This window comes from Cuniculiplasma divulgatum (genome assembly GCA_031200235.1).
Classification (GTDB): domain Archaea; phylum Thermoplasmatota; class Thermoplasmata; order Thermoplasmatales; family Thermoplasmataceae; genus UBA509.
This window is the reverse complement of the sequence record CP133595.1, coordinates 266,179-279,641: the sequence shown is the minus strand read 5'-3', so window position 1 is coordinate 279,641 and position 13,463 is coordinate 266,179. Positions and strand designations below refer to the sequence as shown.

Annotated in this window: 15 protein-coding genes; 11 read left to right on the top strand and 4 right to left on the bottom strand. The window is 46.1% G+C overall.

Going from position 1 to position 13,463, the window contains the following annotated elements; genetic code table 11:
- Window positions 1–26: 26 nt before the first annotated feature.
- Window positions 27–1,055 carry a pyridoxal-phosphate dependent enzyme gene (locus RE469_01480; protein ID WMT44885.1) on the top strand — a complete coding sequence of 343 codons (1,029 nt, stop codon included), beginning with the start codon at window positions 27–29 and terminating at the stop codon, window positions 1,053–1,055.
- A 3-nt stretch (window positions 1,056–1,058) separates the two neighbouring features.
- Here RE469_01480 and RE469_01475 read toward each other — a convergent pair whose 3' ends face one another.
- From RE469_01475 to RE469_01460, 4 genes are all read right to left on the bottom strand, one after another.
- Entirely contained in the window at window positions 1,059–1,511 is a 453-nt protein-coding gene (locus RE469_01475; protein WMT44884.1) for an OsmC family protein, read from the bottom strand.
- Between the two features lie 60 nt (window positions 1,512–1,571).
- Window positions 1,572–2,483, bottom strand: coding sequence for a hypothetical protein (locus tag RE469_01470; protein ID WMT44883.1), 912 nt, complete (start codon window positions 2,481–2,483; stop codon window positions 1,572–1,574).
- A 127-nt stretch (window positions 2,484–2,610) separates the two neighbouring features.
- Window positions 2,611–3,108, bottom strand: a complete 498-nt coding sequence (locus RE469_01465) for a DUF1641 domain-containing protein (GenBank protein WMT44882.1) — start codon at window positions 3,106–3,108, stop codon at window positions 2,611–2,613.
- Between the two features lies 1 nt (window position 3,109).
- Window positions 3,110–4,252: an FAD/NAD(P)-binding oxidoreductase gene (locus tag RE469_01460; GenBank protein ID WMT44881.1), complete on the bottom strand. Its 1,143-nt coding sequence runs from the start codon at window positions 4,250–4,252 to the stop codon at window positions 3,110–3,112.
- A gap of 648 nt (window positions 4,253–4,900) precedes the next feature.
- Between RE469_01460 and RE469_01455 the strand changes: the two genes are divergently transcribed.
- From RE469_01455 to RE469_01410, 10 genes are all read left to right on the top strand, one after another.
- A complete protein-coding gene (locus RE469_01455) occupies window positions 4,901–5,200 on the top strand; it encodes a DNA-directed RNA polymerase subunit L (protein ID WMT44880.1) in 300 nt (99 codons plus the stop codon).
- A gap of 17 nt (window positions 5,201–5,217) precedes the next feature.
- The gene (locus RE469_01450) at window positions 5,218–6,183 is read left to right on the top strand and encodes a DNA methyltransferase (GenBank protein WMT44879.1); all 966 of its coding nucleotides are present in this window, start codon (window positions 5,218–5,220) and stop codon (window positions 6,181–6,183) included.
- 48 nt (window positions 6,184–6,231) lie between these two features.
- The gene (locus RE469_01445; protein ID WMT44878.1) at window positions 6,232–6,768 is read left to right on the top strand and encodes a nucleotide exchange factor GrpE; all 537 of its coding nucleotides are present in this window, start codon (window positions 6,232–6,234) and stop codon (window positions 6,766–6,768) included.
- A 6-nt stretch (window positions 6,769–6,774) separates the two neighbouring features.
- A complete protein-coding gene (gene dnaK, locus RE469_01440) occupies window positions 6,775–8,628 on the top strand; it encodes a molecular chaperone DnaK (GenBank protein WMT44877.1) in 1,854 nt (617 codons plus the stop codon).
- 23 nt (window positions 8,629–8,651) lie between these two features.
- Window positions 8,652–9,764: a molecular chaperone DnaJ gene (gene dnaJ, locus RE469_01435; protein ID WMT44876.1), complete on the top strand. Its 1,113-nt coding sequence runs from the start codon at window positions 8,652–8,654 to the stop codon at window positions 9,762–9,764.
- Between the two features lie 59 nt (window positions 9,765–9,823).
- The gene (locus RE469_01430) at window positions 9,824–10,258 is read left to right on the top strand and encodes a universal stress protein (GenBank protein ID WMT44875.1); all 435 of its coding nucleotides are present in this window, start codon (window positions 9,824–9,826) and stop codon (window positions 10,256–10,258) included.
- Window positions 10,259–10,381: 123 nt separating this feature from the next.
- Window positions 10,382–10,612: a 30S ribosomal protein S17e gene (locus RE469_01425; protein ID WMT44874.1), complete on the top strand. Its 231-nt coding sequence runs from the start codon at window positions 10,382–10,384 to the stop codon at window positions 10,610–10,612.
- A gap of 53 nt (window positions 10,613–10,665) precedes the next feature.
- The gene (locus RE469_01420) at window positions 10,666–11,832 is read left to right on the top strand and encodes an acetyl-CoA C-acetyltransferase (protein WMT44873.1); all 1,167 of its coding nucleotides are present in this window, start codon (window positions 10,666–10,668) and stop codon (window positions 11,830–11,832) included.
- Window positions 11,829–12,665 (top strand): 3-hydroxyacyl-CoA dehydrogenase NAD-binding domain-containing protein, encoded by an 837-nt coding sequence (locus RE469_01415; GenBank protein ID WMT44872.1) that lies wholly within the window; start codon window positions 11,829–11,831, stop codon window positions 12,663–12,665. The genes RE469_01420 and RE469_01415 overlap by 4 nt, the downstream gene beginning before the upstream one ends.
- A gap of 9 nt (window positions 12,666–12,674) precedes the next feature.
- Complete coding sequence (locus RE469_01410; protein WMT44871.1) at window positions 12,675–13,430, top strand: enoyl-CoA hydratase-related protein; 756 nt, start codon at window positions 12,675–12,677, stop codon at window positions 13,428–13,430.
- Window positions 13,431–13,463: the final 33 nt, after the last annotated feature.

The following is a 13,463-nucleotide window of genomic DNA, read 5'->3' as shown; positions in this document are numbered from 1 at the left end:
ATCTTACAACCCCATATTCTTTTAACATGTTACCAGCTTATTGCAGCATCTGTGGCAAAGAAAGGCATTCTTTCACTTCCAGTCCGTTATGTTCATGCGGCGGCATACTGATTCCTAGAGTTGATTTCAGGTATCGTGATGGTGATTTCAGGGGTAATTATCCTTACCTGAAGCATGTGATATCGCTTGGTGAGGTTGTCACTCCTGTTGTGGATGTCGCGGGAATGAAGCTCAAGCTGGAGTATTTCTCGCCAACATTCTCTTACAAGGATAGAGGAAGTAAAGTGTTGATCTCAAGCCTTCTGGAGAATCTGCCTAAAGGCTCTGAAATAAACGAGGATTCGTCCGGCAATGCAGGTGCATCCATTGCTGCGTACGGAGCATCGGCGGGCTATAAAGTAAACATATTCGTGCCAGAGGCCACAATGAAAAGCAAGATGAGCCAGATAATTGCTTACGGGGCAGAGATACATACCATCAAAGGAACAAGGGAAGATGTGGCAACCGCGGCAAAGTCGCATCAGGGATACTATTCCAGCCATGTGCTCAACCCGGAATTCAGGGATGGCATGCGCCAGATAAGTTATGAAATATTCCAGCAGATGGGATACAGGATTCCTGAAAGGGTTTTTATTCCTGTCTCCGCCGGGACACTGATGCTTGGAGTCATTGCAGGATTCAGGCATCTCATGAATTCGGGTGAAACATCTGGTATGCCAGAAATTGTGGCAGTCCAGACAGAGGCAGTATGCCCTCTCTGTTCAAGGATAAACGGTTTTCAATATGATCCATCGGCTGTAACAATCTCCGTTGCAGATGCACTGGTTTCCAAGAATCCCCCGCTTCTGGACGAAATGATCAGGGAACTGAAACATTACGGGGGGAAATGCATGGTGGTATCTGAGGATGAGATAATATCGGCCAGAAATGATCTGGCGCATTCCGGCATCTATGTGGAATACAGTTCAGCAACAGTATTTGCTGCCTCCAGAAAGATTCATGGCAATGAAAATGCGTTGCTCATAATGACTGGAAATGGCCTCAAGACACCATAATCATTACACTTCGGCCAGCAGTCCCGGATTGGATCTGCTATGAAGCGTTTCACCGTTTATTGTCAGGGAATACGTCACATTTGCGCCTCCCCTTTTAGCAAGAATTGATACGCTGCAGTATTTATTCAGTGAGAGCCCAATGGCCTTTCTGGCCTTTTCAGCATCAACATCCCCGGAGAATATGTAATGTATGTCAACATTCTTCACTGTACGCGGATGTTCCTCGTGCCTTTCTGCATTTACTTCACACCTGAATTCAGTGAAATTTACCCTCATCTTCTTCAGCATGGAAAGTACATCATCCGATGTGCATCCTCCCATTGACAGAAGGAGAAGTTCTGTCGGGGCATAGTTCTCCTGGTGATTTGAAAGTGAATTCTTCAGCACGATCCTGGTCTTTCCAGGGGTATCTGTGATGAATCCCTCCTCACTGTTGTATTTGAACGAGACATTCATAGAAGCCGTAAATTGGCATCATATATAGATTTTTATGGAACAGCTTAAAGTGGACAGCTTTTAAGGCACTTCCTTTGATCCCGTGAAGTACTCACCTGCACGCACAACCGATGCAATGGAGTTTACATGAATGTTCCTGGCACTCTTTCCAAAGTGTCGTCTCAGGGCAAATGTGAAACCTTCAACCTCATCATTCCTGATCATCATGTTGTTTGTCACGGTGCTACCGTTAGACACTGCATAAAAAATCAATGGCCAAATTCCTGCCTCCTTCATTGATTCATAAAAATCATTAAAAAACCTGGTCCTTAGGGATATCTGATAGATTATCTGATTTCTGTCAACAATCTCGGAATCCGGTCCACTGAAATCGCTCCCATTCCCGTAATAGATCATTTCGCCAGTATCAGAATCTGACATGGCCTTTGGATAGAATAATCCAGGATTCAGGAAAATACCTGAAGTCTCGCCGGCTAACTCACTTGAAGTTGCGTTCCATGCTGTGGTGACAATGGAGTACTCACCAAGATCTCCTCCAAGTGACTGAAACAGGTTAAGCATGAAAGGAATTTGGCCAGAATAATCTCCCATGTATTCCAGAGAAACTGATAGAGAATGATTGCATGAAAGATAATCTAGAAGTATATCACTAACTATTCCTGCCTGTTCCGGAAAATATTCGATGGTGAAATAAACATCATCCATATTCCATATATGTAGTGGACCAATCCTGCATCCAGGTATACCATTAATCTTGTTCATCAAGTCATCGTTGGCAGAATGAAGCCGTGAATACAATATACCATTGCGGATAAAAATACCGTCTGCACCCTTAGAACGGAACTCTTCCTCTATTCTGGGGAGCTCATCCGACCCAATTCCCTTGCCTACATTTTCCGCGATCAGCCATTTTCCTCCTTCCATTAGCAGGTTCAGGAAGCGCAATTTTTGTTTGCCCCTGATTTCATCCACATGGCTATAACTGGGTCTGAGATTAGTGGAGCGAATCAGTGCAACATTGCATAGGGGAGATATCATAAGTGGACGTTCATATGGAATAATAATATAAAATTGATTATTGGGTAATTTCTGCTTGAAATTATTCGTCCGGAACCTTTCTCAGTGCCATTCCTACGGCCTTAAGGGCATTCAGTACTGCAGTCAGGCCTGCGGCAGTGTCAGGATCCCTGAGCATTGCGTATAGCCTTAGAACAGAAATGGCCTCAGGGTTCTTGGCACCCGTAACCATACCTTCCCATATGGCGTCGCTGTTGTAGAGGATTGCCTTAAGGGCATCAGATGCCCTTTCGCCTGCCAGGGAATGAGAAAGCGCCGTAACAACGTTCATGGTTTTAACGAAGGATGTCAGGAAGTCCTTTGAAGTCAGGAACTCAGACAGGAACTCTATATCGCTGGGCAGATAGTCCGCGGATATATTCTCCACAACAGACATCAAACCAGAATTGTTGAGTTTGGTCAGCATGTTCATAAGCGATTCAAAGGCATGCTTGTTTTCAAGGAGCCCTCTCAGCAGGGGCTCTATATCATCTTCGTTCTCTTCCTCAGTGTTTTTCATCTCTTCCTCGTTCTCTGTCATTTCAAATCATCCCCCTCAGAATTGTGGAGAAATATGTGTCTGCCGATGTCCATCTCAGCATGAAGTCTCCCCTGTTGACGTTGATCCCGCGGGATGCTCTTCCCGGGGCATCATAGAAGGAGAAAGCAGTGTCGTTCCCAGTTAATGCGAACTCTGGAACCTTTGCGGTCATCTTTTCCTCCTTAAGCCCGCCTACTGTCTTTGATATAATCAACGATGCCACAAATGAAGCCTGGCCATGTGCGGCTACTGCAGATTTGCTCAGGCTAAGGTTATTTGCGTCACCGATTGCAAAAATTGTCCTGTTACCCTTCACAGAAAGATCCTTGGGGTCCACAACCACATACCCCTTCTCATCAGCGATGCCTGAATCTATGGCAAACTGCTGTCCCCTGTGTGGTGGCACAAGGATGAGCAGTGAATACTTGTACATTGCTCCATCGCTGCCAGCAACTTCCTTGTTTTTCGGGTCTACTGATTTGATGACAACACCTGGATGAAACTGTATTCCTCTGCTTTCCAGCATGCCGGAAAGATCTCTGTGAACTGCTGGGTCAGGGGATAGCTCCTTTGAAGGTGTTGCAAGCACTATTGTCGTCTTATCCTTCAAGCTGTTCTCTGCCAGATATGATTCAAGAACGAATGCAAATTCATAAAGTGACTCAGGATACTGGATAACTTCCCCTGCACTGCCTATGAACACCTGCCCACCCTGGAATGTTTTTATATACTCTCTTAACTCCATGGCTCTCTGAAGGTCAAAGAAGTGCCTGGCCTCACCCTCATAGCCAGGTATCTCTTCTGGCGAATACCTGTCTCCAGTTGCTATTATTATGTAGTCTCCAATAAGGCTCTTGCCGGATTTCAGGAATATTATGTTCTCATCAGCGTTGATCCTCAGCACCTCATCCTTGAGGTAATTCACTCCGTAATTCAGGAGGAAATTCACAGGCTTTACACTCTTCCTGTAATTCTTGTATCCAAACGGTATCAGGACCCCATCCGGCTTATAGAAATGTCGTGGATTGTTCCCTATAACCGTTATTTCCAGCTCCTTATCAGTGGAATGGAATCTCAATTTGTTTGCCGCCATAATGCCGGCTGCCCCATCCCCAATTATTATCACTTTCTTAGAAACTGCCATTCAAACCATCTCGCAAATTAAAAATAGGCTCTGACTTTTTAGCGAATTGCCAAACCCAGGTCACGCTTGTTTCATGGTCAACTCTTCTGTATTCATTTTGCTGATTTCCTCTGGATTCATAATTAAGCAATTCGGTCGCTCTTTCATCGTAACTACTTATTAGTATTTTTTCGTGCAATGGAATATTTTATCATTTACGGCACCAGTCTCATTGTTTCAGCAAGAGGGCGAGGTCAATTAAGACATCTGTTATACACGAAGCGATTTGCAACTGTGAACCATGAATCGGGCAAACATAGCGGGACCATTTACGCCAGCATATTGCAACTTCCCAATGCGACTCTGGAAAATTATGAGAGACGCAAAAATGAGGTCCAGAAGTGAAACATGGTGTTCGTGAAAATGGAAATCCTGGCAACACAAAGGTTTTCACAACATCAGGGCATATTACTACATAATGAACAGCAAGGCTGCTGAGTTTGTGGCTGCAAAAACTGAAAAACAAAGCACGACAATTGAATTTATGAGAACAGAGTTCATGGAATAATGAAATAATTCGCAGTGGATCGGCTTCGAAGGAATTGGCTATTGGCAGGAAACCTGTCTCAGAATAGTGAAGAATATATATCCATGTCTAATGAACCTCCCATGGATAGTTCACTTAGAGTCGTTTCCAAGGAAAAAGACTCAATAACTCTTGAAATGCTAAACTACGACAATACAATTCTCAGGCCACTTATCGATGAGATATTAAGAGATGAACAGGTTGCAGAGGCAAGGTATTACATAAAACACCCCATAATAGATACTCCAAAAATATTCGTGCGCGTGAAAACTGGTAAACCACAGGCCGCTGTAAAGAGGTCCATCAAGAGGCTCAGCAAGGTCTATGAGAATCTTGACATGGATATTACAAAGGAAATTAAGCGCCTTAAAGAATCCAGTTAAGTCAGAATAGAATATCCATGGGAGAGATTTTTGTCCTTGAGTACTCTCAGGATATACCTGAAGCATCACTTTACGAGATCGAAAATTTCTGTGCTCTTTCGAACTCGGAGCTTATATATGCTGAAAACGGAATCGCATTAATATCCGGATCTGTTTCGAATATCTCGGATTCAGCATTTGTAAAAAGAATTGCAAGAGTGATTGAAATAAAAGATAGACAGGAGGCTATTTCTGGTGAATCCCTGCCACCTGGAAAATTTTATGTCCGTTTTCTGGATGGGTCTGATTGCCACGGTTCGTCGCTTGAATCGTATCTTGGCGGAATACTGGGTGGGAGTGGTCGTGTTTCCTTTTCATCTCCTGACTTCATAGTTAGGGTTTACCACCTTGAGAAGTGGTATGTTGCAATTGAAATATTCTCCGGTAACAGCAGTCAGTTCGAGAACAGGCGAGCTCCCAGAAGACCATTCTTTTCACCCATATCAATGCACCCAAGGATAGCGAGGTTTCTCGTGAACGTGTCCAATGCACCAAAGAACGGAACCATTCTTGACCCGTTCTGCGGAACAGGCGGCATACTTATGGAAGCAGGGTCCACTGGAAGGCATGTTGTGGGAATCGACATGTCGCTCCAGATGACAGCGGGCGCAAAACTGAATCTCAAGTATTTCGGGATTCGTGACTTTAGCATAATAACAGGGAATTTTCTTGAGGTTGAGATTCCCAACGACATTGATGCTATTGTAACTGATCTTCCCTATGGCCGTAATTCCCCCATGCACAGGCAGGATATTCTGGAACTTTACAGGAAAAGCATGGAGAAATTCGGTAAAATTCTGAAGCGTGGGTCGCGCTGCGTTATAGCAGTCTCGGATCTTCAGATGCTGCCAGGGGACCTGCCAGATTTCATGATTCTTAAGATCATAGATAACAGGATACACAAATCCCTGACAAGACATTACGTCATTATGGAGAGACAGTAGCCCTGTGAATTAGCTGTATTTATATAGAAGAACAAATTCACTAGTAAGATGTCCCCACATTCCACTTCAAGTCTTAATAGGCATGATCCCATTGGGATAGAGATGGAGCATAGCAGGCAACGTGCCCTCGCAAGAGATCGCGTAAATATGGCTCAGATGGCTGGCAAGTTTCTTGAGCTTTCTCAACAACTTGACCAGTATAAAGACCTGTACGTGAGACAGAGAGCTGAAATGGAAAACTATGCCCGTGCAAGGGACCGCGAAATGGATCAGATGAAGAAGAACGCCGGGAAGGATATTATTAAAAGTATTCTTCCCATTCTGGATACAATGGACGCAGCCATGCTGAACTCAAAGGACAGCACACAGATAAAGCCTATGAGAGATCAGTTGATCAAGATTCTTTCATCTTATGGCTTCTCAGAGATTCAAAGCAAAGGCAAAAAATTTGATCCATTTATGCATGAGGTAATTGCAGTCTCGCCTTCCGAAGAGGATGGGATAGTCCTTGAAGAGGTTCAGAGGGGATACAAACTCAATAATGAAGTAATACGGACTTCAAAAGTGATAGTTGGAAAAAGGTGATGAATTATGTCAAAAATAATAGGAATTGATCTTGGAACAAGCAACTCTGCAGCAGCAGTGGTAATTTCAGGCAAGCCAACAATTATTCCCAGTGCGGAAGGCGTTTCAATAGGTGGAAAGTCATTTCCAAGCTATGTTGCATTCACCAAGGATGGACAGTTGCTTGTGGGCGAACCGGCTAAGCGGCAGGCGCTGCTGAACCCAGAGGGTACGATATACGCTGCAAAGAGAAAAATGGGAACGGACTTCAAATTCAAGGTGATGGGAAAGGAGTACACCCCGCAGCAGGTCTCCGCCTTCATTCTCCAGAAAATAAAGAGGGATGCCGAAGCTTTCCTGGGGGAAGAGGTAAAGGAAGCGGTGATTACGGTTCCAGCTTATTTCAACGATAACCAGAGACAGGCAACAAAGGATGCCGGATTAATTGCTGGCCTTGACGTCAAACGTATAATAAACGAGCCCACAGCTGCCTCGCTAGCTTATGGAATTGATAAGCTGAATCAGTCGCAGAAAATCCTTGTCTTCGACCTTGGAGGAGGAACGCTGGATGTCACAATAATGGATTTCGGCGAAGGCGTATTCGAAGTCGTATCAACATCAGGCGACACCAGCCTGGGTGGAACCGACATGGACGAGGCCATCATAAAATTCCTTGTAGACGATTTCAAGAGCAGGGAAGGAGTGGATCTTTCCAAGGATAAAAATGCATACATCAGGCTTAAGGATGCAGCTGAGAAGGCAAAGATTGAACTTTCATCAACAATGTCGACGGACATCAGCCTGCCCTATATAACTGCCACTCAGGACGGACCCAAACACCTGAACTATACCCTTACCCGGTCAAAATTCGAGGAGCTCATTGAACCCATTGTCAACCGCTGCAAAACACCTCTGGACAAAGCTCTTGAGGGAGGAAAGATGAGCAAATCGGATGTCACAAAGATCATCCTAGTGGGAGGACCCACCAGAATACCTATGGTGAGAAAGTTTGTGGAGGATTATTTCGGCCGGAAGGCCGAGGGTGGAGTGGATCCCATGGAGTGCGTTGCCATTGGTGCATCAATCCAGGGAGCAGTCCTTTCCGGCGAGATAAAGGATATAGTTCTTCTGGATGTTACCCCGCTGACCCTTGGAATCGAAACACTTGGTGGTGTTACCACTCCCATAATTCCTGCCAACACAACAATTCCTACCAAAAAATCCCAGGTCTTCACAACCGCAGCTGATATGCAGACAGCAGTCACAATCCACATTGTACAGGGCGAGAGGCCGATGGCAGCGGACAATGTTTCACTTGGGATGTTCAACCTTGTGGGGATTCCACCTGCGCCAAGAGGTATTCCTCAGATAGAGGTAACATTTGATATCGACGCCAACGGCATACTGCATGTTTCTGCAGTGGACAAGGGTTCCGGCAAGAGTCAGAGTATTTCAATAAGTGCAACAAACAAGCTGTCAAAGGAAGAGATCGAGAAAATGAAGAAGCAGGCTGAGGAGTTTGCAGAACAGGACAGGCAGAAGAAAGAAGAAGTGGAGAAGATAAACGCCGCGGAAACCCTCAGCTATACTATAGAGAAAACCATAAATGAGGCCGGAAACAAGATAGATGAAGCTGCAAAGAAGGACATACAGGAAGACCTCAAGCAGTTCAAGGAAGCCATTTCCAAGAAGGATATCGCAAAGATTGACGAACTCTCAGAAAAGCTATCCAAGAAGATTCAGGATATAGGTGCCAAAATGTACCAGACACAGGATGCAACCGGATCTGCAGGGGCAGAACAGCAGACTGAGCAAACATCCGGGACAGGGCAGGCATCAGACGAAGGCAAAACAGTTGACGCCGACTTCAAGGAAAAATAAGCTGAGGGAGGAAGCCGGCATCGATGGCTAAGGACTATTATGAAATACTGGGCGTTAGCAGGGATGCAACGCCTGATGAAATAAAGAAAGCATTCAGAAATCTTGCCAAAAAATATCATCCTGATGCCAATCCGGATAACAAGGCACAGGCCGAGGAGAAATTCAAGGAAATCAGTGAAGCTTACGAGGTCCTGTCTGATGAGCAAAAGAGGAGAATGTATGATCAGACTGGCCACGTGGAATTCGGTTCAGGAGGGAGCAATTTCACCTGGCAGGATTTCTCACATTTCAACGACTTCAGCGATCTGGGGGATATATTCAACAGGATTTTTGGCGGGAATTTCGGGTTTGGAAATTCTGACAGCTTTTTCTCTGGTTTTCAGGGTGATCGAGGAGAAAATCTTGACCTCTTGACCAATCTCCGCATCTCACTGGAAGATGTGTACTACGGAGCCAAGAAGACCATCAAGTACAGGCGCAATGCTGAATGCCAGACATGTCATGGCACAGGCTCCAAGGATGGAAAGCTGGTTACCTGCAAGGACTGCAATGGAACTGGGCAACAGCGGGTAGTTCAGGGACAGGGGTTCTTCCGGATGGTCACTGTCACAACATGCAAGACCTGTGGAGGAAGAGGAAAGGTGCCTTCTGTGGTATGTCCTGATTGCCATGGGACCGGTTCAGTTCCCGTGACTGAGAATCTGGAGATCACAGTTCCAAAAGGTGCCCCGGACAGGTTGAGGCTGAGAATAAAGGGAAAAGGCCAGTCCCATTTCGGCAGGACAGGGGATCTTTACGTTGCGCTTAACATCGAAGAAACTCCTGACATGAAGCGGATAAATGACGATATCTACATTGTCGAGGAAATCGGTTTTCCCGAGGCTGCTCTGGGTGTTGAGAAGGAAATTAAGCTTTTCCGGGAAACGCTCACCCTCAAGATTCCGGCAGGAACGCAGCCTGGAGAAGTCCTGCGCATAAAGGGGGCGGGTTTCCAGCACATGAACGGCAGAGGATCGGGGGACGTTCTGGTGGAAATCAGGGTAGCTGTACCGAAACACCTGAGCCAGACCCAGAGGGAACTCATAGAAAAATTGATGGATGAACCTGCCAAAAAGCATTCTTGGCTTAGATCGTAATAACTTAGCAGCTTAATGGTCATCACCGAAAAATATTTCACATGACTAAGCTATAGATTATGGTGAAGATACTGATAGCATTCGACAATTCTGAAGCCTCCAAGAAGGCTCTGGCATTTGCGCTCAAGATGAAACCAATCGCTGACGAATTTATAATCTGCTATGTGGCTCCACTCATAGTCGGTGCAGGACCGAACTTCGATGCCTATGTACCACCTTCAATGTATGAGCGAAACGATGCCACGTCTGAAGCCATATTGAATGCGGCAAAGGACCTGCTGGAAAATCAGAATGTGAACGCAACTTTCCTTAAGCTTGATGCGCCGGGAGAACAGATCGCCAGATCCATGACCGGAGCTGCCCTGGAGCGCGGAGTGGACCTGATAATCACCGGGACAAGGAAACTCTCCGGACTCAGCAAGGTGCTGCTGGGATCAGTGAGTTCCGAAATTATTAAGCTGAGCCAGATCCCCGTCCTGGTTGTGCCACCATAGGCGAAGTAGAATACCATCAATCTTCCAGGCAGGTCCCGCCGTGACGGTAGCTGTAGGCTCGCCACTGCAACATAGGAGTTAAGTCATAATGATTTTATACGCCTGCGCCATCACATGAAACCTATGGGAAGCATAAGACCATCAAACATAAAACGAATCGCCGAAGACCTTGTTAACAAGAATCCGGGGGTTTTCAACACGGACTTCAATCAGAACAGGGGCTTTATAAAGAATTCAACCAATGACGTGTCAAAAAGAACGCTCAACCTGGTAGCGGGATATGTAACCAGATACGTTATAAAGAAGGAGACCAGAACCAAGAAAGAGATAGAGGAAGGCACCATAGTTAGCTGATCTTTCTATTTCGGAAACCTATTATTTATTCTGCCAATACTCCATAGATAAATATGGAGAAGGTTTATGTAATTTCATATAAGAGAACACCCATAGGCAAGTTTGGGAAGTCTCTTGCCGGCGTGCCTGCCCCTGAACTGGGATCACGTGCAGTGTCTGCTGTTGTCGCTGATTCCGGACTTAGGCCAAGTAACATTCAGGAAGTCATTATGGGAAACGTCATTGGGGCTGGCGTTGGACAGAATCCTGCCGGACAGGCATCAACACTGGCCGGCCTTCCCGATGGCGTTATAAAATATACGGTTAACACTGTCTGTGCGTCAGGAATGCTTGCCGTTGAGTCAGGTTCCCGCGAAATAATGCTTGGGGAGAAAGATGTTGTTGTGGCGGGCGGAATGGAGAGCATGAGCGGAACACCGCTTCTGATGCCATCATACACCCGATGGGGAGTGAAGCAGCTTCTTAACAGGGATCTCAAGCTTGAGGATTCCATGCTCCTGGACGGCCTCATTGATGCATTCTATCATGAGCACATGGGCTATTCTGCAGAACAGTCTGCCAGAAAGTTCGGGATAACAAGGCAGGAGGCTGATGAATTTGCCCTGAGAAGCCAGGAACTTGCAAAAAAAGCGTGGGATCGTGGCGAGTTCCAGAAAGAAACCATCAAAATGCCTGAACTTTCTGTGGACGAAGGTATCAGGAAAACCACCATGGAGTCGCTTGCTGCACTGAATTCAGCATTTGCAAAGAACGGAGTCCTGACGGCTGGAAACTCATCCCAGCTGAGCGACGGGGCCTCTGCACTTCTCCTTGCATCTGAGAGGGCAGTCAGGGAATATGGGCTGAAGCCTGTAGCAGAGATAACAGGTTTCACCCAGGCCTCACTGAATCCCAGGGATTTTGTGGAGGCTCCAGTTCCAGCCACCAGAGCACTGCTCAAGAAACTTGGGAAGGATATTTCCTATTTCGACCTGGTTGAGCATAATGAGGCATTCTCAGTTGCATCGCTGGTTGTGAGGAAGGAGCTGAACATAGACATCGACAGATTCAACGTCAACGGTGGAGCAACGGCAATAGGCCACCCTCTGGGAAACAGCGGGTCGCGCATTATCGTTACACTCATAAATGCCCTTAAGGAGAGAAAACTGACCCATGGGCTGGCAACAATATGCCATGGAGGCGGAGGAGCACACTCGCTCTCCCTGGAGATGGTTGAATGAAGGTAACAGTGGTCGGCGCCGGCACCATGGGCCGCGGCATTGCACAGGTATTTGCACAGGCCGGAAACAGTGTCATACTGACAGATATCTATCCCAAGGCACTGGAAGACGCTGCTTCCAGCATCAGATCGTCCCTTGAGAGACTTTTCCGCAAGGGAGAGATCAAGGAGAATATTGACACTATCATGCAGCGAATCACTTCAACTCAGGAACTCTCGGCAGGATCCGATTCGGACATGTTTGTGGAAGCAGTCATAGAAAAGGTGGAAACCAAGGAATCGCTGCTTACCCAGATAAGTCAGATTGCAAGAAAAGATGCCATAATAGGCACAAACACTTCATCAATATCAATTAACCAGCTTTCAAGTTTTGTAACTTACCCGGAAAGATTCATCGGAATACATTTCTTCAATCCCGTGCCGGTCATGAAGCTTGTGGAGATAGTGAAGGGAGAAAGGACTCCAGAGAGCCTCGTGAGAAAGACATTTGAGATAGTCAAGGCACTGGGCAAGGACCCGGTTATTTCTCAAGATTTTCCAGGGTTTATATCCAACAGGGTGCTGATGCCCATGATAAGGGAAGCAATTCTTGTGCTTGAGGAAGGAATAGCCACAAAGAATGATATTGACAAGACAATGAAGCTGGGAATGAATCATCCCATGGGACCACTTGAGCTGGCGGATTTCATAGGCCTGGATGTAACGCTGGACATAATGGAAGTCCTGTACCATGAATACGGAGATCCCCGGTTCAAGCCCCCGGTTACACTGAGGAATCTGGTGAATGCCAGAAAACTTGGAAGGAAAACAAGCGAGGGATTTTACAAATATTAGGTGATGAACATGGAATACAGGGAAATAAGCATAGATGATACTGATCAGGTAAGGACAGTCACAATAAAGAGGGATAACCCCCTGAACCCCATAACCATAGATCTTCTTTCCGAAATCCAGGACACAGTCAGTAATTCCGGCGAAAGAATCATAATAATAACTGGGTCCAACAAGGCGTTCTCCGCTGGCGCAGATATTAAGGGATTCATGGACATAGATTCAAGGAAGGCCTACAGCTTCGCAATGAAGGGTCACGAGATAATGAACTTTTTCAACTCCTACCCAAGGCCCATAATTGCTGCCATTCACGGCTTTGCACTGGGCGGAGGTTTCGAACTTGCACTGGCATGTGATATGAGGGTGGCGCATCCTTCCACTGTCTTTGGATTGCCCGAGGTCACGCTGGGGATTCTTCCCGGATTCGGGGGGACACAGCGCCTTACCAGGATTGTGGGCGAAACAAGGGCGATGGATCTCATAGGGAGAGGTCTCAGGTTCAACGCGCAGGAAGCCCTGTCAATGGGTGTTGTGAATTACGTTGCCGAGGATTACATGCAGAAAGCCATGGAAATTGCAATGGATTTTGCTGCAAAACCAGTACAGTCACTTAAGTTCATAAAACACCTTGTCAGGTCAAGGCCGGACGACATGTACACCACGGAGGCAGAGTACTTCGCAAGGGCGTTCGATCATCCTGACAGGAAGGAGGGAATATCAGCATTTCTCGAGAAAAGACCTCCAAGATTCATGAAACGCAAACAATAATTCTGAAATTTTTCCGGCCTAACATTTATCTTT